Source organism: Planococcus daihaiensis, from assembly GCF_049262615.1.
Taxonomy (GTDB): Bacteria; Bacillota; Bacilli; order Bacillales_A; family Planococcaceae; genus Planococcus.
Window position 1 is genome coordinate 1,846,704 of sequence record NZ_CP175504.1, and the last position, 17,233, is coordinate 1,863,936.

Annotated in this window: 19 protein-coding genes; 14 read left to right on the forward strand and 5 right to left on the reverse strand. The window is 46.8% G+C overall.

Going from position 1 to position 17,233, the window contains the following annotated elements:
* Positions 1–104 precede the first annotated feature (104 nt).
* Both brnQ and DHX103_RS08975 read left to right on the forward strand, forming a co-directional pair.
* Complete coding sequence (gene brnQ / locus DHX103_RS08970; RefSeq protein WP_422121949.1) at positions 105–1,475, forward strand: branched-chain amino acid transport system II carrier protein; 1,371 nt, start codon at positions 105–107, stop codon at positions 1,473–1,475.
* A gap of 150 nt (positions 1,476–1,625) precedes the next feature.
* Complete coding sequence (locus DHX103_RS08975) at positions 1,626–1,982, forward strand: STAS/SEC14 domain-containing protein (RefSeq protein WP_422121950.1); 357 nt, start codon at positions 1,626–1,628, stop codon at positions 1,980–1,982.
* Positions 1,983–2,027: 45 nt separating this feature from the next.
* Here DHX103_RS08975 and DHX103_RS08980 read toward each other — a convergent pair whose 3' ends face one another.
* Positions 2,028–2,237, reverse strand: coding sequence for a hypothetical protein (locus DHX103_RS08980; RefSeq protein WP_422121951.1), 210 nt, complete (start codon positions 2,235–2,237; stop codon positions 2,028–2,030).
* Between the two features lie 106 nt (positions 2,238–2,343).
* Here DHX103_RS08980 and DHX103_RS08985 point away from each other — a divergent pair, with 106 nt between their 5' ends.
* The 7 genes from DHX103_RS08985 to DHX103_RS09015 all read left to right on the forward strand — a co-directional run bounded on the left by DHX103_RS08985 (position 2,344) and on the right by DHX103_RS09015 (position 9,905).
* Entirely contained in the window at positions 2,344–3,537 is a 1,194-nt protein-coding gene (locus DHX103_RS08985; protein ID WP_422121952.1) for a class I SAM-dependent rRNA methyltransferase, read from the forward strand.
* A gap of 163 nt (positions 3,538–3,700) precedes the next feature.
* Positions 3,701–4,006, forward strand: coding sequence for a DUF3817 domain-containing protein (locus tag DHX103_RS08990; protein ID WP_422124748.1), 306 nt, complete (start codon positions 3,701–3,703; stop codon positions 4,004–4,006).
* Positions 4,007–4,189: 183 nt separating this feature from the next.
* Entirely contained in the window at positions 4,190–5,401 is a 1,212-nt protein-coding gene (locus tag DHX103_RS08995; protein WP_422121953.1) for an MFS transporter, read from the forward strand.
* 69 nt (positions 5,402–5,470) lie between these two features.
* Complete coding sequence (locus DHX103_RS09000) at positions 5,471–7,210, forward strand: ABC transporter ATP-binding protein (protein ID WP_422121954.1); 1,740 nt, start codon at positions 5,471–5,473, stop codon at positions 7,208–7,210.
* Between the two features lie 62 nt (positions 7,211–7,272).
* Complete coding sequence (locus DHX103_RS09005) at positions 7,273–8,055, forward strand: MerR family transcriptional regulator (RefSeq protein ID WP_422121955.1); 783 nt, start codon at positions 7,273–7,275, stop codon at positions 8,053–8,055.
* 138 nt (positions 8,056–8,193) lie between these two features.
* Positions 8,194–8,949, forward strand: a complete 756-nt coding sequence (locus DHX103_RS09010; RefSeq protein ID WP_422121956.1) for an endonuclease/exonuclease/phosphatase family protein — start codon at positions 8,194–8,196, stop codon at positions 8,947–8,949.
* A gap of 122 nt (positions 8,950–9,071) precedes the next feature.
* The gene (locus DHX103_RS09015; protein WP_422121957.1) at positions 9,072–9,905 is read left to right on the forward strand and encodes an endonuclease/exonuclease/phosphatase family protein; all 834 of its coding nucleotides are present in this window, start codon (positions 9,072–9,074) and stop codon (positions 9,903–9,905) included.
* Between the two features lie 54 nt (positions 9,906–9,959).
* Here DHX103_RS09015 and DHX103_RS09020 read toward each other — a convergent pair whose 3' ends face one another.
* Entirely contained in the window at positions 9,960–10,589 is a 630-nt protein-coding gene (locus DHX103_RS09020) for a queuosine precursor transporter (RefSeq protein WP_422121958.1), read from the reverse strand.
* 13 nt (positions 10,590–10,602) lie between these two features.
* Positions 10,603–11,097 (reverse strand): preQ(1) synthase, encoded by a 495-nt coding sequence (queF, locus tag DHX103_RS09025; RefSeq protein WP_422121959.1) that lies wholly within the window; start codon positions 11,095–11,097, stop codon positions 10,603–10,605.
* A 247-nt stretch (positions 11,098–11,344) separates the two neighbouring features.
* Between queF and DHX103_RS09030 the strand changes: the two genes are divergently transcribed.
* On the forward strand, positions 11,345–12,247 hold the full coding sequence (locus DHX103_RS09030) for a cation diffusion facilitator family transporter (RefSeq protein WP_422121960.1): 903 nt from the start codon (positions 11,345–11,347) through the stop codon (positions 12,245–12,247).
* Between the two features lie 73 nt (positions 12,248–12,320).
* On the opposite strand, the gene DHX103_RS09035 is transcribed toward DHX103_RS09030, so the two are convergent.
* On the reverse strand, positions 12,321–13,628 hold the full coding sequence (locus DHX103_RS09035; protein WP_422121961.1) for a cytochrome P450: 1,308 nt from the start codon (positions 13,626–13,628) through the stop codon (positions 12,321–12,323).
* A gap of 218 nt (positions 13,629–13,846) precedes the next feature.
* Between DHX103_RS09035 and DHX103_RS09040 the strand changes: the two genes are divergently transcribed.
* The 3 genes from DHX103_RS09040 (at position 13,847) to DHX103_RS09050 (ending at position 15,330) form a co-directional block, all read left to right on the forward strand.
* A complete protein-coding gene (locus tag DHX103_RS09040; RefSeq protein ID WP_422121962.1) occupies positions 13,847–14,395 on the forward strand; it encodes a TraR/DksA C4-type zinc finger protein in 549 nt (182 codons plus the stop codon).
* Positions 14,396–14,515: 120 nt separating this feature from the next.
* Positions 14,516–14,866 (forward strand): DUF4440 domain-containing protein, encoded by a 351-nt coding sequence (locus DHX103_RS09045; protein WP_422121963.1) that lies wholly within the window; start codon positions 14,516–14,518, stop codon positions 14,864–14,866.
* A 65-nt stretch (positions 14,867–14,931) separates the two neighbouring features.
* Positions 14,932–15,330 (forward strand): thiol-disulfide oxidoreductase DCC family protein, encoded by a 399-nt coding sequence (locus DHX103_RS09050; RefSeq protein ID WP_422121964.1) that lies wholly within the window; start codon positions 14,932–14,934, stop codon positions 15,328–15,330.
* Positions 15,331–15,417: 87 nt separating this feature from the next.
* Here the strand turns inward: DHX103_RS09050 and DHX103_RS09055 are convergent, their stop codons facing one another.
* Positions 15,418–16,614, reverse strand: coding sequence for a DUF3238 domain-containing protein (locus tag DHX103_RS09055; protein ID WP_422121965.1), 1,197 nt, complete (start codon positions 16,612–16,614; stop codon positions 15,418–15,420).
* A 165-nt stretch (positions 16,615–16,779) separates the two neighbouring features.
* Here DHX103_RS09055 and DHX103_RS09060 point away from each other — a divergent pair, with 165 nt between their 5' ends.
* Positions 16,780–17,172 carry a hypothetical protein gene (locus DHX103_RS09060; protein ID WP_422121966.1) on the forward strand — a complete coding sequence of 131 codons (393 nt, stop codon included), beginning with the start codon at positions 16,780–16,782 and terminating at the stop codon, positions 17,170–17,172.
* Positions 17,173–17,233 lie beyond the last annotated feature (61 nt).

Below are 17,233 nucleotides of genomic sequence, written 5' to 3' on the forward strand. Positions count from 1 at the left end.
TACTTTTTGCTTTGTATATTGTAAGATGGCTAATGTAACGCATCGAATCATATATTACTGGAAAGGTTCAATCCAAATGCTTTACGTTCTCAGGAGGAACCCCCATGGATACAAAACTGGACTTTAAATCATATTTAATTATCGGCATGATGCTGTTTGCTTTATTTTTTGGCGCTGGAAATCTTATTTTTCCAGCGCAATTAGGTCAATACGCAGGAACAGAAGTCGGCATTGCGATTGTCGGATTCTTGATAACCGGTGTCGGCTTGCCGCTGCTCGGAATATTGGCTCTCGGCTTTTCAAAAAGCAACGATCTGCGTGATCTTTCGAGCCGAGTGCACCCGCTTTACGGCCTGATTTTCACTTCTTTGCTGTATTTAACAATCGGTCCGTTTTTCGCCTTGCCCCGGACAGCTGCGGTCGCCTACGAAATCGGCATCGCGCCCTTTACCGCGGGAAGTTCCGAGTCGACGATCTTGCTCGTTTTTTCCATCGTCTTTTTTGCCATTGCTTTGTCGTTATCCTTGAACCCGTTAGAGATTGTCAATAAAATCGGGAAATTCCTTTCGCCGGCAATCTTGCTGACACTGGCTGTTTTACTGGTGACTGCTGCTGTCATGCCAATGGGCGCAATTGGTGCGCCGCAGGGCAATTACATGGACAGCCCGTTTTTGACAGGGTTTCTCGAAGGCTATAATACGATGGATGCACTGGCATCACTGGTATTCGGTATAATCGTCATCGCAGCAGTGCGGAAATTGGGTGTTAATTCCGCAAAAGGCGTCCTTTCGGCAACGTTGAAAAGTGGTGTGATTGCTGCAGTGCTGTTGGCTACTGTTTATTCAGGCATTGCCTATCTGGGAGCGACCAGCACGAACACATTGGGTCTGTTGGACACAGGAGGACCGGTCTTAAGTGGTGCTTCGTCCCATTATTTCGGGACTTTCGGTGTGTTATTGCTGGCAGTCATCATCACGCTTGCCTGTCTGACAACCGCAGTGGGGTTAATTGTGGCGAATGCAGGTTTCTTCAATAAACTGGCGCCAATGATCAATTACAAAATCTATGTGGTGATTTTTTCCGTCTTTTCATTGATTGTCACAAATGCCGGTTTGGCGAACATCATCGCGTTTTCAATTCCGGTTTTGATGTTCTTATACCCACTGGCAATTGTGCTGATCATGCTCGCTTTTTTATCACCATTATTCAAACATCGCCGTTTTGTCTATGCGGCTGCAATTATCGTGACGTTCTTCATCGCCATCATCGACGGAATGAAGACGCTTACGGCTTCCATCAACCTTGAAAATCCGGGTTGGCTGCAGGCGGTCGTCGACTTTTACGGCACCATTCTTCCTCTATACAGTGAAGGCCTGGGCTGGCTGTTGCCGGCCATCATCACCATACTGGTTGCAGGCATCATCGCCCGTTTCAGCGATAAAGAAGGCGGAATTACGGCAGGAAATCAAAACTGAAAAAATGGTGAGCATAAACAAACCGCTGGTGAAGCTGAGCCAGCGGTTTATGTGTTCAGAAATTGATTGAATTTGGTTGATCGTAGTCAGTTTGACCGCTTGAAAATAGGGAATAGAATAATACAATAATATTAAGAAAGGGGCAATACGATGTTAACATTAGTGCCTAGTAAAGATATGGAGACTATTGCAGTTGAAATCGAAGGACATGTGACCGAAGATGATTTATTAAAACTCGATAAAGTTATACAAGAAAAGTTTTCGGAAAAAGGGGAATTCAACCTTTATGCCATCCTTTATCATTTTGAAGAAGCGTCTTTCAAAGCATTGGTCGAAGAGCTGAAAATTGATGTGAAACGTTGGAGCCAATACAATAAATTGGCCGTCATCAGTGATGATGAAAAACTCGAAAAAATGGTCGAAGCCAGCGATTTATTGCCGTCGATCAAAACAAAGCATTTTGATATCAATCAGATGGAAACAGCATGGGAATGGATTGCTGAATAACAAAAGCGTTTTGCACATTAACGTGCAGAACGCTTTTGTTGTTTTTCATGGTCCAAGTTCTTCGATGAACAAGAGCTCGGCTTTAACAATTTGATACATACTGAGCACAATCGTTTTGCCGTCTGCATCCTCTACCGGCAGAAAACTGACCATGACCCCGGAGAAATTGTATTCGAGCGGCCCCTCGATCCGAATGTTCTCCAGCCATTCCCCGTTCGTCAAAAGGATGTTATAGATATGGAACCTTTTCTTCATGGCTACCCTCCTCATCTGTTATTCCAATGAAATAAGTGTATTAAGAGAGGCTTTGTATTACACTTATTATATGATAAAAGGGCTCTTACAGATAGGATGAGGTTTGATGAATAAGGAAATAATGGTTAAATTGAATGATAAATCGAAAAGCGAGATTGCTAAGGGTTATCCGCTGATTACGAAAGATAGTCTTGAAGACAGCAATGCGTTGAAAGAAGAAGGAACCCTTCTGAAGCTGACGGATAAACAAGGGCGCTTTGTGGCCAAGGGCTATTATGGCAACCAGAACAAAGGTGTCGGCTGGGTATTGAGCCGAAGTGAAGCTGAAGAGATTGACCAGGCATTCATTGAACGGAAGCTGATCGAAGCGATGCGTCGCCGACGTGACTTCTTCAACGACACGGATACGACCGCGTTCAGGGTGTTCAACGGTGAAGGGGACGGTTTTGGCGGCGTGATCATCGATTATTACGATGGCTATTTCCTGGTGAGCTGGTACAGCGAAGGCGTTTATTCGTTTAAAGAACAGCTGGTCGCAGCGCTGCACAATGTGGCCGAATTCAAAGGGATCTATGAGAAAAAACGGTTTGACACCAAAGGGCAATACATTGAAGACGACGATTTTGTGGCGGGTGAGCGCGGTGAGTTCCCGCTGATCGTCAAAGAGAACGGTGTCAATTTCGCGGTGTATTTGAATGATGGGGCGATGACGGGGATCTTCCTGGATCAGCGGGAAGTGCGCCAGGCCATCAAGGAGAAGTATGCAAAGGGCAACACGGTATTGAACACCTTTTCCTATACCGGTGCTTTTTCCGTTGCCGCGGCAATCGGTGGAGCCGATAAGACGACGAGCGTCGATCTGGCGAAAAGAAGCAATGCCAAAACAATCGAGCAATTTAGCGTCAACGGCATCGATTACGAAAGCCACGACATTCTTGTCATGGATGTTTTCAATTACTTTAAATACGCCAAACGCAAAGAGCTGAAATTTGATGTAGTGATTCTCGACCCGCCGAGCTTTGCGCGGTCAAAAAAATATACGTTCAGCACCTCGAAGGATTACACGAACCTGATGAAAGAAGCGATTGCCATCACAGAGGACGATGGGGTCATAGTGGCTTCGACAAACAGCGCTTCATTTGGAATGAAGAAATTCAAAGGATTTATTGATAAGGCATTCAACGACCTTGGCAAAAAATACACGATTGTTGAAGAATACTCCCTGCCGCCGGATTTCCGGGTGGATCCGAAATTTTCAGAGGGCAATTATTTGAAAGTCCTGTTTGTGAAGCTCCGCTGAAGTATTTCTAAGGAATACAAACCCAAACTCTTCCGTAACGACAGAGAAGATGTGACGGAAATTTGGAGAGGAGCCGATATTATCCGCGGCTTTTTACAGCCTCCGCTTGTAGACGCAGGAGTTCCTCTTCGATAATGAGGAAAGATTGAGTGAGGAGTAGAAGATTTTGAAAAATGCGTTGGGTCAATTTCGTTTTATGGGAATAGTGGAGGGCGGTTCGTTATTACTGCTCTTGTTTATCGCGATGCCGCTGAAATACTTTTTCGGCATGCCGGAAGCTGTCAGTGTCGTTGGCGCCGTTCATGGCGGCCTGTTTACTGTATATGTCTTGGTGACCATCTACGCGACGTTTGCAGTAAGATGGCCGTTCCGTTTTACCGTCGGTGCGATTGCAGTAGCATTCATCCCGTTCGGCAATTTCGTGCTCGACAAAAGGCTCGAAAACTGGAAACAAGTAAAGGCAGCGTAACTCTGGAATTTTTTGAAGTTCCTGTCAATTTTCATGGAATATCTGTTTAGCGTAAGACACCAGGGATTGAGTTCCCGGGTGTCTTTTTGTTTGCCAACTGTTTTATAATAGAAGAATCAGCCACAGGCATATATGCTGAAAAAGCGTTTGATACATAAAAAATTTCCAGTTGGGGGATCTGCAATGGCGAACGCGATAAAGACATCTATGGCGGGAAACCCGGTCTATCCGGTTATGTTCGCGATCGGCGCATGCCATCTGTTGAACGATTCCCTGCAAGCGGTAATTCCTGCGATGTTTCCAATATTGGAAGCGGATATGGGGTTAACCTTTACGCAACTTGGCTTGATCGCCTTTGCATTAAATATGGTGGCATCTGTGCTGCAGCCGGTCATCGGTTACATCAGTGATAAAAAACCGATGCCCTACGCTTTGCCGATTGGCATGACGAGTTCTTTCCTGGGGATTGCGGGCATCGCTTTTGCACCGGAATATTGGATGATTGTCGTAGCCGTCATGTTTCTCGGTTTCGGTTCCGCGGTATTCCATCCGGAAGGCTCGCGGGTTTCCTATATGGCAGCCGGTTCCAAAAGAGGTTTGTCCCAGTCGATCTACCAGGTCGGCGGCAATTCCGGGCAGGCGCTGGCACCGTTGATCAGTGCCTTTATTTTGGTGCCGCTTGGCCAAATAGGCGCGGCATTATTTCTGTTTGTTGCGGCGCTCGGAATTTTCATCCTGACGAAAATATCGCGTTGGTATAAAGAACAATTGGAACAGGAAAAACTGCAGAAAGTGAAAAAGGTGCTCCTGTCCTCGCTGCCGGAAATGACGAAGAAGCAGGTCGGGGTCGCTTTAACTTTATTGCTGGTCATTATTTTTGCGCGTTCTTTTTACGTCACCAACATCACCAGCTTTTATATTTTTCATCTGATGGAATCTTACGGACTGACAATCCAGCAGGGGCAGCTCTATATTTTCCTGTTTCTTGGTGTGGGTGCGGCGGGTACCTTCTTTGGTGGTCCGATGGCTGACAAGCTGGGGCGAAAAAACGTCATCGTGCTGTCGCTCCTTGTGCCCATTCCGTTGGCGCTGCTGCTGCCGTATATGCCGCTGTTCGCCCTGCTGATTATGCTCGGGTTCATCGGTTTCTTCATTATGCTGAGTTTTTCAGTGACGGTTGTGTATGCGCAGGAACTGGTGCCTAGTAAAATCGGTACGATGGCGGGGCTGACCGTTGGCTTGGCGTTTGGCATGGGTGCGATTGGCGGAGTCGTCATCGGCATCCTGATGGATTCGATTGGCGTTTATGAAACGATGGTGGTGGTGTCGTTCCTGCCGTTGCTCGGCCTGGTCGGGCTCGGTCTGCCGAAAGACCGAAAAATTACGGCGGCTTAATAAAATTTGATGGATCCATACATATACGCCAAATGCCAATAATCGCACCACGATAGGAGTAAGCAAAACATGAAGAAAACAGAAGATAAAGTCGGGATAAAGCCCTTTGTTTCACTTATATTATCATTGAAAATCCCGAAGGCCGCGTTGATATTCGGCCTGCTTGCAAGCTTGGTCACTACATTGGTCGGCCTGGTTGTTCCGCTGTTAACCAGAGATCTGGTGGATGGTTTTTCAGTAGAGTCATTGAGCGTTCCTTTGATCATTGGAATCGTGGTGGCATTTATTCTGCAGGCCATCATCAATGGCGTTTCCATTTACTTGCTCAGTAAGGTGGGGCAGCGGATCGTAGCCGGGCTGCGCGACAGAATGTGGATTCACCTGATCCGTTTGCGCGTCGGTTATTTCGACCAGCACGCCAGCGGTGAAACCGTCAGCCGTGTTGTCAGTGACACGGGAGTTGTGAGAAACCTCATCACCGATCATTTTCCGAATTTCATTACCGGCATCGTTTCCATTATCGGGGCTGTTACCATTCTGCTCCTTTTGGATTGGAAAATGACGCTGATCATGCTGCTGGCAGTTCCTGTCACGGTGTTGATCATGATTCCGCTCGGACGGCGCATGGCCAAAATTTCGCGGACGCTGCAGGACGAAACCGCTGTATTTACGGGGAATGTCCAACAGACAATCAGCGAAATCCGTCTGATGAAATCGTCTACCGCCGAGATGGAGGAAGAACAAAAAGGCTTGAACGGTATCCAGCAATTATTCAAAACCGGAATGAGAGAAGCGAAAATCTACGCAATAATAGCGCCGCTCATGTATGTAGTGATGATGGCGGTCATCGTCACAATTATTGGCTACGGCGGCATACGGGTAGCGGAAGGCACCATGACGACAGGCTCACTGGTGGCGTTTCTTTTGTATTTATTCCAGATCATCATGCCTGTCACGACGTTTGCGATTTTCTTCACGGAACTTCAAAAAGCGAAAGGGGCAACGGAGCGGATCATCGGAATTTTGGACTTGCCGCTTGAAGAAGGGCAGCAGGGGCAAGAGATGGATATTGCCGGCAAACCATTGGCAGTTTCGAATGTAAGTTTTTCGTATGAAACAGGTGAGCCGGTCCTTCGCGAAGTCAGCTTTGAAGCGCAGCCAGGTGAAATGATTGCGTTCGCCGGACCAAGCGGTGGCGGGAAGACCACGGTGTTCGGCTTGCTCGAACGTTTCTACGAACCGCAGCAGGGTCAAATCCTGATAGGCGGTGTGCCGATTCAGGAACTGTCCATGGAATCCTGGCGCGACCAAATCGGTTACGTGTCCCAGGAATCAGCCATGATGGGCGGCACTGTCCGCGCCAATCTGACTTACGGTTTGGCTGGAACTTCGGAGATACCGGACGAGCAATTGTGGAAGGTTGCACGAATGGCGTATGCGGAAGATTTTATCCGGGAATTTCCGGATGGACTCGATACGCAAGTCGGGGAACGCGGCGTTAAATTATCGGGTGGACAACGACAGCGCATTGCGATTGCGCGGGCTTTTCTGCGCGACCCGAAAATCCTCATGATGGACGAAGCGACCGCAAGTCTCGACAGCCAATCGGAAGGGATTGTCCAGCAAGCCTTAAGCCGCCTCATGGAAGGACGCACCACGCTCGTCATCGCCCATCGCCTTTCCACTATTGTGGATGCCGATAAAATTATCTTTATTGAAAGGGGCCGTGTAACCGGAATGGGCACGCACAGGGAATTGATCGGTTCCCACTCCCTTTACCGTGAATTTGCGGAACAGCAATTAACGTGATCAATGTGCTTGACCTTGACGTTGCGTAAAGGTGTAAAGTGGATTCATCAGGAGGTGAGGAGATGGAATATACCGTTCAAAAACTGGCGAAGTTGGCGGGAGTCAGTGCGCGGGCACTCCGTTATTATGACGAAATCGGCTTATTGGCACCGGCCAGAAAAAATTCGTCAGGCTATCGGATATACGGTGAGAGGGAAGTCGATAAGCTGCAGCAGATTCTTTTTTACCGGGAACTCGGCCTCGATTTGGACAGTATCAAAAGGATCATCACCAATCCGTCATTTGACGGACCCGGAGCACTCCGGATGCACCGGGAAAAACTCCTCGCGAAGCGCGCGCAGCTCGATCTCCTGATCAATAATGTGGAATCCACTATTTCCGCAGCAGAAGGGAAGAGCAAGATGGCTGACAACGAAAAATTCAAAGGCTTCAAGCAGAAACTGGTCGAGGATAATGAGCAGCAGTACGGAGGAGAAATTCGCGGGAAATACGGCGATGAAACAATCGACAAATCGAATGCGAAAATGCTCAATATGAGCGAAGAGAAATATGCGGAGTTCAGACGGTTGGAGGATGAAGTGCTGACGGTTTTGGCCGAAGCCCGTGACACGGGGGACCCGGCAGGTGAACTGGCCCAAAAAGTGGCTGCCCTTCATAAGCAATGGCTCGGATTCACCTGGCCTTCCTACAGCAAAGAGGCACATGCGGGGCTTGCGCAAATGTACGTTGACGATGAGCGCTTTGCCGCTTATTACGACAAAGCCTGTGAAGGCGGCGCACAATTCTTACGGGATGCGATCCTTGTATATACCGGCAGTGAACCGGATCATGCGACTGAAGAATGAAATACCACATAAAATTTTCAGCCGCGAACTTCTTGTTCGTGGCTTTTCTTATGGAAAGAAGCAAGCTCCGGTGGAAATAGCGTTTCAGATAATGCTGATAGGGAAAAGTTGATACAAAGGGAAAGGGAGGCGCCATCAATGTCTGATTCCAATCATTCAGTCAAAATCATGAGTTTTAATATTTCTTCAGGAGTAAGGTTGGATGGACACCTCGATCTCGAACTTACAGCATCTGTCATCGAAGAAGCGGGTGCCGATATTGCTGGGCTTCAGGAAGTGGATCAGAACTTTTCGGAGCGCACCGATTTTGCCGACCAGGTTAAATGGCTGACCAACCGCCTTAATATGCAAGCTGCTTTTGGCCCGAATGTGACCATCGATACGGCAGAAGGCCGAGGACCGGCGCAGGCTTATGGGAATGCAATATTAAGCCGGCATCCGATAAAAAGCTATCTGAACCACCCGCTGGAGAAATTGGCGTCGGAAGAAGAAAGCGAACAAAGAGGATTGCTGGAAGCCATTATCGAAATAGAAGGGACACCAATTGCATTTTTTAATACCCATCTTTCATTGAAAGAAAAGCAACTTGCCCACAATGTCGAGGAGCTGCTGGAAATCATTAAACAAAAAGATATTCCCACCATATTGACAGGTGATTTTAATGCAAATCCTGACAACCCGCATATGATGAGAATAGAGGATGAACTCAATAATATCTTTGGGACGACTGCAATGTATCCTGCAACTTTTAAGAAACAAGGCGACCATGGCCAAACAATCGACTTTATCTTCTGCAGTGAACATTGGCGGGTGTTGAGTGCGGAAACGGTTGACACGGAAGCTTCCGATCACAGGCCGGTCCTCGCATCGATAAAACTTGATCCGGAAGCTTAACAATTCTTTACAAACCTTTACACGGCTGATACAGTATTTCTTTCCGTCCCTTGGTATACTGAATTCGAAATCAATCACCGCTTGTATTAAGTAGGCTGTTCCAAAGAAAAGGAGAGCGAAGCATGAAAAACAAAAAACCGCCGATTGTAAAGGTTATGTCGTTTAATATCGCCCACGGCTCAGGTATGGATGGGATGTTGAATCTTGAAAGAACAGCCGCTGTTATTGAAGATTCCTGTGCATCCATCATTGGTCTTCAGGAAGTTGATCGTTTCTTCGGGGAACGAAGCCAGTTTATGGATCAAGTGGAGTGGTTGGGAGAAAGGCTCGGAATGTTCACTGCATATGGTGCGAATATTGAATATGTGGCAGAAGATACAGATATGCCAAACCACCAGTACGGTAACGCAATTTTAAGTAAATATCCGATAACATACAGTAAGAACCACCATATGACGCAGGTGCAGCAATGGTACGGCAATGATGAGCAGCGCGGTGTCCTCGAAGCCGTCATCGAAATCGATGAAGGGGCGATCAGCGTTTACAACGCCCATCTTTCTTTGAAGGACGAAGAATTGAAATTGAGTGTCAAAGAGATTTTGGCATTAACGGAAGCGAGCAAATTTCCCACCATCGTACTTGGCGACTTTAATGCGCCGCCGTTCTATGCGCCAATTCGTGAGATGAGCCGCCACTTCACCGATGCTTTTTTGAAAATGAAACAAGGCGACGCTTATACGTATCCGGCACCGTATTCCTATAATTCGACTGACATGGAATTAAAGCCTGTCACCCGTATCGATTACATTTTCTTTGGTCCGGAAATGGAAGTCGTACAAACTGCGGCAATCTCCACCGATGCATCTGACCACTTGCCGATTGTGGCAGATCTGGTGCTGGCAAGAACGAAACAGCTTCAGCCCAGCCAGAAAAAACCGGCACAAGCGAAAGCGTAAGAGGGTATAAAAAATGAAGGGGAGAGCTATTTAAGCTCTCCCCTTCATTATTTTTTATCCAAAAATAGTTTGTTCCGAAGCTTTTTCGCGACGGCATAATTTAACGAGCAGATAGACAAGCGGTGTGTCCGCAGTTGCCACAACCCATTTAAACAGGTATTGCGTGAGCACCATGCCGAGCAGCGCGCTCAAAGGCATAACACCATAGAAAGCGATGAAGATAAATAAGGTGGTGTCGACCAATTGGCTGACCATCGTCGAAGCGTTGTTGCGGACCCACAGCTTCGAATCGCCATGTTTTTCTTTCAGCTTGTGGAAAATGGTGACATCCAGGTTCTGGCTGATGAAATAAGCAATCAGGCTGGCGAGTGTGACGCGGAAGCCGGCAGAAAAGATCGATTCAAAAGAGGCCTGGTCGCCGAAAAACGGAGCTGCCGGCAGATGAATGGCGGAAAAGATGAAAGCCAGTGCCGCAATCTGAGTGATAAATCCGGCAAAAACAGTTTTGCGTGCGGCTTCTTTGCCGTACACTTCCGCAATCGTGTCTGTGATTGGAAAAGTGAAGACATAGACGATGACTGCGGCAGGCAACACCATCCATTCCCCGATACTGAATAATTTTACCGCCAGAATATTGGATAGTATTAACAAGCCCACAAAAGCGCCATTTAAATAAAGCAACATGAAATTTTCCTCCTCAGCGATTGGTGATCGTTTCGGGATTCATGTCGTGATTCATCATCCGGTACGATGCCATTTCTTCGTATTTTGTTCCTGGCTTGCCGTGATTCGTATAGGGGTCGATCGATAATCCGCCGCGCGGAGTGAATTTCCCCCACACCTCGATGTAGCGAGGATCGAGCAACTCAATCAAATCATTCATGATGATATTTACGACGTCTTCATGAAAATCACCGTGGTTGCGGAAACTGAAAAAATACAATTTCAACGATTTACTTTCCACCAATTTTTTATCAGGAATAAAGCTTAGATAAATCGTTGCAAAATCCGGTTGGCCTGTCTGCGGACAAAGGGATGTGAATTCAGGGTTATTGAATTTCACGAAATAATCACGTGTATGCATATTGTCGATTGCTTCGAGAACTTCCGGTGCATATTCGTATTTATATTTGGTGTCTTCATTGCCAAGCAAAGTTAAATGATCCAATGTGTCTTCGTTTCTTCCTGCCATTAAAAAAGCCTCCTCGAATTTCAGGTTTCGGGAGAGGCTCTAAAAAAACGGACAAAAGAAAAAGCCAAATCGCATGTGGATTTGGCTGAATTTCAACGATCCATAGTTTTTTATAGAGGGTGAAATGCTATGAACCTCTCCCGTTGCCGGGTTATTTAATTTCCTAACTTATCTTATAAGAACCGCAGTTCGCTGTCAATCACCTTATTTGCTAAAATGACTGTAAATAGTAAGGGGGCGGTTTGCAATGGCGCATGATCACGAGCATTTTGAGCACGCAAGAAGTGGCAATAGGAAGGCTTTGGTATGGGCATTGCTGATTACGGTGTCGATCATGTTCCTGGAATTTTTCGGCGGATTGTTCACCAACAGTCTGGCGCTCATCGCCGACAGCGGACACATGCTGTCGGATGCAGCCGCACTCTTCCTCAGTCTGGGCGCCATTTGGTTCGCTGGTAAAGCTGCTTCCGGCAACAAGACTTACGGCTATTACCGCTTTGAAATCATCGCGGCTTTTTTCAACGGCATCACCCTTTTCGTAATGGCCGGATTTATTGTTTATGAAGCAGTCGATCGCTTTTACAATCCTCCGGAAGTCAGAGGGGGCTGGATGCTGGCGATTGCGGTGATTGGTCTATTGGCGAATATTTTAAGTGCCTGGGTCATCAGCAAAAAAGGCGATGTCCACGGCAATCTGAATATGAAGAGCGCGTATCTCCATGTGATTGGGGACGCTTTGGGATCTGTGGGTGCGATTATTGCCGGTTTGCTCATCCTGTTTTTTGACTGGACAATCGCGGATCCGGTAATTTCCGTGTTGGTGGCCTTATTGATTTTAAGGAGTGCCTGGAGAGTTCTGCAGAACAGCATCCACATTCTGATGGAAGGAACACCGGTCACCGTCAACGTAGCAGAAGTCAAAAGGATGTTGCTGGCCATTGATGGCGTGCGGGATGTGCACGATCTTCACATTTGGACCATAACATCCGGAATGGATTTGCTGACTTGCCATCTCGATATTGAAGAGGGCGCGGAAGAACAGGAGGTATTGAAGAAGGCTGTCGCTTTGATAAGTGAGAACTGCAAAATCGAACATACGACGATCCAAATCGAAAAACCGGCTTTTGATCACCATGATTTAAAAGTATGACATAACGGAAGTGTTTGTTTGTGCTGGAATTCGGACACGCAAAAAGCCCCTGTGAAGGGGCTATCCAAGATGATTACATGACCGTTTGGCTGTGGCGGTAGTTGATGATGTTTTCCGGTGATTGCCGGATTTTCATCACATCACTAATGATGAAACGGCTTTTCGGCATGGTCGGCATGCGCGCCATATCGTAACTCAAGTCCTGTTCAGGAACTTTATAGCTGATGTTTTCTGTCAGGTATTTAAAGAACGAATGCATGACCATAACCGTCATCCATTCGCCGGCGCATCGATGGCCTGCGTGATGATCGCCGCCGCCTTGCGGCACAAAGGCGAAGGGGCTGCCTTTCCAATCTGCAAAGCGTTCGGGAATAAAGTCATCCGCCTGATCCCAATGGTCAGGATGGCGATTGGTGCCGAACAGATCGAGCACCACAAGCATGCCTTCTTTAATATGATAGCCGTGCCAGACAAAGTCACGGTTCGCTTTTGCTGCCATCGCCGGCGCAAACGGATAATAGCGGCGGACTTCCTGGGCGAACAGCTTGCTGAAATTATTTTCATCGGCCTGCAGCTTCGCTTTCATTTCCGGGCGTTCATGGATGGCCAGAGCTCCGAAAATGATCAGATACGCTGCTGCGATAATCGGTCTATAGGCATTGTTCAAATCGACCGCGGCCACCTCAAGATCAAGGGATTTGCCGTTTGGTGTTTTCTGCATCGCTACAATATAAGCGGCTGTATGTGAAGGCGGGGAATAGACACGCTCCCGGATGTCGATGATGATGTCCTTCAGCCAGGCTTCGTGGCTTTTGCGTGCTTCTGCTCCTTCTTTAAAGCGCGTCAGCGAGCCGCCGAAAGAGTCCACCATGGCGACCAGTTCCTGGGTCCGCTGTTTTACTTCACTTTCTTTGAGCGGCAGTCCTGCCCAATTCATGACAGAGCGCGCCAGAACCTCCTCGATTTCATCCAGTAAAAGGACCTCGTCCATCCCTTCCCATTCGGAAGCTTTGCGGTCGAGCTCTTCGATTGCGAGACGCTTCATATCTTCCAGTCGTTCAGGCGTCATCATGGAAAGGAACATGCGCTTTTGGTGATGGTGGTCTTCACCGTCCCGCCCGTGAATCCCGCCTTCTCCCAATAACGTCTTTTTCAATGGCTTGGGTGCGGCCCCTTCGCGTTTAAAATATTTATTGTCATAGAATACGGCAGCCGCTTCTTCTCCGGCAATGCACAGCGATTTTTTGCCCAATAAGCGGGTTTCGAAAATGTCGGATTGGAGCTCTTTTCTGCGGCTTGGCAAAAAGTCGAAGCCTTCATTGATCAAAGACATGGTGCTGTCGAACTCTGTTGTTTTCGGAATTGGTTTTTTAACTCTCATGTAATTCTATTCCTCCTTTTAGATGATCCAAATGGATGGCTGCGGCGCTAAGTCCCCCTAAGATTTCATTTATAAAAAGCATACCCTTCTGGATTCCATCTAAACGCAGACAGTGCAGGCGATGGCGGTGATGTGAAGTTCGATGAACTGATCCGGCAGGTTTGATTTCTCCCGATTAGGAAATATACAGAACAAGTAGTTTTTGAGGAGGAATCACGATGACAGACAAACAGATGAAACAATTGAAGAAACAATTGATGGACCAATTAGAAACTTTGGAAGAGCGCGTCGAACATAAAGAGGAAATGGAAACAACCGAGCTTTCAAATTACGATAATCACCCTGCGGACAATGCTACAGACCTTTACGACCAGGAAAGAGGAATGGCAATGACGCAATTCAAAGAAGAAGAGATAGAAGACATCAAAGCAGCTCTTGCTGCGATGGAAGAGGGAACTTATGGGAAATGTGCTGTTTGCGGCACAGCGATCCCGTTTGAGCGAATGGAAGCTCTGCCGACGGCGTTAACGTGCATTGATCATGCAGATAGCGATCTGGACTTGGAAAGCCGCCCTGTCGAAGAGGACGTTTTGCAGGGGGCAACGGGGCAACCGGTTGAAAAAGAGGACGGAAGAATCCGCGATTACAATGACAGTTTTGAAGATGTGGAAGATTTTGGTTCTTCTGACGGCCCGCAGGATCAGCCTGGCAATGACGAACAAATGAAAGATTTTTACGATGGTGATAACGAAAACGACAAAGAATAAAAAATGCCCCGGTTAAATTATGCCGGGGCATTCCCTATTTTACGATTAAAGAGTATTGTTTAGTTAATATAGAAGAAACTCAATATATTTCCCGGGAAATAAAACAGGGTGGGATGCTGGATGGACGAATTGGAGCAAGAGATTTATGAGTTGGAATGTCGGCATATTTCGCCGGATGTACGTATCTCCGAAGCAAAACTGGCCCAAGTGCTGGACGATGAGTTTTATGAATTCGGCAGCAGTGGCGGAGTAATAACGCGGTCGGAAATTGCCGGGGATCGTCCTTTGGCTCCGGATCACATGGAGATCAGCAATTTCAAAATGCATCTATTGGGAGACGAAGCAGTTCTTACAACTTACCGGATTGAAAATAAAACTACCGGCCGTAATACGAATCGCAGCTCCATTTGGAAAAAGCGTCCAACGGGCTGGAAATTATTTTTCCACCAGGGAACTATATCGATACTGTAGGGTTTAAGGAGGGCGAGATAGGCTATTAATAGAGGTAAGAATGTGTTGCGGAGGAGGAAAAGATAATGGAACATGCAGTAGTGCTGTTTGACGGCGATTGCAATTTTTGTGATTCGAGTGTCCAATTCATCATCAATCATGACCCGGCCGGCTATTTCCAGTTTGCTTCACTGCAAAGTGAAATTGGTGAGAAATTGTCCCGAGAACATAATATCCCGGACGATGTTGACAGTCTGGTGCTTATAGAGGATGGAAACGCTTTTGTTAAATCTGAAGGTGCGCTTCGGATTTCCCATCATTTGACCGGCTTATGGAAGCTGGCTTACCATTTACGGTCATTTCCAGCAGTAATTCGTGACGGAGCATATGATGTCATTGCCAATAACCGCTATAAGGTCTTCGGCAAATTAGACAGTTGCATGCTGCCGCCACCCCATATACGAAAACGGTTTTTGGACCAATAAAATAAGAGCCAGCAACGACAGGAGCAATTGCTTCTGTCGTTGCTGGCTCTTATTTGGGTTTGCGGTCGCTTTTCTGTGTCGCTTTTCCTACTCAAAGTTAGAAATCCGCCAATACTGGCTCGCAATCGGCCCGGCCATCCAGGACAAGCCTTTGTCTTCCGCTTCGTGGATCTGCCCCCACTCAACATTGCTGCCGCTCTTCATATAGACTTCATGATTGGGCGCTTGGTCGTGGATGCCGATAATATCATAGATGCCGACGCGATAAAAGTTGGCGGCGAGCTGGTAATCGATATTGGGGGAAGAAACCAACGGATTCCCAACTGAATGTTTTAAATCGATCGTCACTTTATGGCTGTCTTCTTTTACTTCTTTCAATTCAATGCCGGCGGAAGAAGCAACATCTGCTTTGCGGAATTTCTTGCGCCAATTATAGGCGATTGTAGTTCCCACGTCTTTGGAGAAATTCACTGAAGCTCCCTCTTCTCGAAACCGGACAGTCAGATCAACCCGTGTTCTGTAATCCTTTGCCTCTGGATCAAAACTGCGGTTATCTCCTTTAAAAAAGCGGTTCAGGGATAACGGGCTTGGATTCGGTAAAAACTCTTCGGAAATAAAAGTGAGATAGCGCAGCTGCCATTCCGGCTGTCCGATATAGTTTTTTTCTGTTGGCTGATCTTTGAGGAGTGCTTCCCGGCTGGCAACGCGTTTGATAATCCAGAATTCCTCATTGGAGGCTTTTACCTGTGTGGATTTGAAATTGACCATGCCAAAAAGCGTAGCCAGCAACGATTTTTCAGTTTTCATGTTCTCTTCCGATTTTTCCAGCGGCCGCTTGCCTTGTATCCAATAAGTATAAGCTTTATTCGGCCCGGCTGTTTTATCAGTAAACTGATTGTTTTCAGTAGTGGCCAACAACTCGCCGTCCCGGTAAATATCGAAGCTCAGAATCCCATCAATCGAGCCCCATGCCAGAGCAATTTTTGAATCGGAAACAATGGTGCTCACTGTAATTTGCTGCAGGCGATTGATAAAATCGTCCAGATGATTTTCGGTACCCGTCTGCAATTTTAACCGGTCGATGACTTTATCTTCGAGATCCAGCCGCTCGATGGTGTAAATATACAATTCGCCAGGGGTGAGCCCTTCATCTTTGATCGAATTATCGGTTCCGGTATATATCAATTCTCCATCCCGTTCGACTCTGCAAGTTCCGCCGGTATTTGTCCAGATGAAAAAAATAGTGGTATCAGTTTGTTCCAGTAATTCCAATTCGATGCGCATCGGCAAAATCCACCTTTCACAACCAGATTTCCTCTTCAATACCCTCATTCCAAATTTAATGAACCATTAATTAGTAATAATGAAACATTTGTAACCGAATTAAAACACTATTTCAACGGGAACTGCCTGTATACTAAGAGGGAATATAAAAACGGGGGCGTTTAGATGGCACATCCGACTAAGTTGCTGGAAGAGTTAAAAGAAAGCATGCCAAACGCTTCGATTGCCCAATGGATTTTCGGTGTTTTCCGGACAAGCCACAATGATTTGGCTGACGGATTGAAAGGGTTGCTCGCAGCCAGTGGGGAATCCTTATTTTTCAAAAGTGGAGAAAGTAAAGAAGATGCCCGATTGATTGAGGTACCTATTGAAAAAGTGAAAAGTCTTGAAGCAGAATTGGACGGCACAGTGAAGATGAATATCCAATTGATTGATGGCGACTATATAGAAATGTCCTATATTTCGCGAGGCAACACGAAGGATTTCATTCGTTTCATTCAATTGCATTGCAATAACTTAAAAGATGAAGCGTTACTGATCGAAAAAACGGAGCAATAATACGTTGCGACTGGGAGATTTAATAGCCTCTTAAAAAACCGGACCTCTTGAAAAAGAGGCC

Bases quoted from the DNA above. Each gene is read 5' to 3' on its own strand.
- DHX103_RS08975 (WP_422121950.1), top strand. From the start codon at position 1,626: ATGTTAACATTAGTGCCTAGTAAAGATATGGAGACTATTGCAGTTGAA.
- DHX103_RS09020 (WP_422121958.1), bottom strand. From the start codon at position 10,589: ATGTTGCTTTATTTAAATGGCGCTTTTGTGGGCTTGTTAATACTATCC.
- DHX103_RS08995 (WP_422121953.1), top strand. From the start codon at position 4,190: ATGGCGAACGCGATAAAGACATCTATGGCGGGAAACCCGGTCTATCCG.
- DHX103_RS08980 (WP_422121951.1), bottom strand. From the start codon at position 2,237: ATGAAGAAAAGGTTCCATATCTATAACATCCTTTTGACGAACGGGGAA.
- DHX103_RS08985 (WP_422121952.1), top strand. From the start codon at position 2,344: ATGAATAAGGAAATAATGGTTAAATTGAATGATAAATCGAAAAGCGAG.
- DHX103_RS09040 (WP_422121962.1), top strand. From the start codon at position 13,847: ATGACAGACAAACAGATGAAACAATTGAAGAAACAATTGATGGACCAA.
- DHX103_RS09000 (WP_422121954.1), top strand. From the start codon at position 5,471: ATGAAGAAAACAGAAGATAAAGTCGGGATAAAGCCCTTTGTTTCACTT.
- brnQ (WP_422121949.1), top strand. From the start codon at position 105: ATGGATACAAAACTGGACTTTAAATCATATTTAATTATCGGCATGATG.
- DHX103_RS09030 (WP_422121960.1), top strand. From the start codon at position 11,345: ATGGCGCATGATCACGAGCATTTTGAGCACGCAAGAAGTGGCAATAGG.
- DHX103_RS09035 (WP_422121961.1), bottom strand. From the start codon at position 13,628: ATGAGAGTTAAAAAACCAATTCCGAAAACAACAGAGTTCGACAGCACC.
- queF (WP_422121959.1), bottom strand. From the start codon at position 11,097: ATGGCAGGAAGAAACGAAGACACATTGGATCATTTAACTTTGCTTGGC.
- DHX103_RS09055 (WP_422121965.1), bottom strand. From the start codon at position 16,614: ATGCGCATCGAATTGGAATTACTGGAACAAACTGATACCACTATTTTT.
- DHX103_RS09050 (WP_422121964.1), top strand. From the start codon at position 14,932: ATGGAACATGCAGTAGTGCTGTTTGACGGCGATTGCAATTTTTGTGAT.
- DHX103_RS09005 (WP_422121955.1), top strand. From the start codon at position 7,273: ATGGAATATACCGTTCAAAAACTGGCGAAGTTGGCGGGAGTCAGTGCG.
- DHX103_RS09045 (WP_422121963.1), top strand. From the start codon at position 14,516: ATGGACGAATTGGAGCAAGAGATTTATGAGTTGGAATGTCGGCATATT.
- DHX103_RS09015 (WP_422121957.1), top strand. From the start codon at position 9,072: ATGAAAAACAAAAAACCGCCGATTGTAAAGGTTATGTCGTTTAATATC.
- DHX103_RS09060 (WP_422121966.1), top strand. From the start codon at position 16,780: ATGGCACATCCGACTAAGTTGCTGGAAGAGTTAAAAGAAAGCATGCCA.
- DHX103_RS09010 (WP_422121956.1), top strand. From the start codon at position 8,194: ATGTCTGATTCCAATCATTCAGTCAAAATCATGAGTTTTAATATTTCT.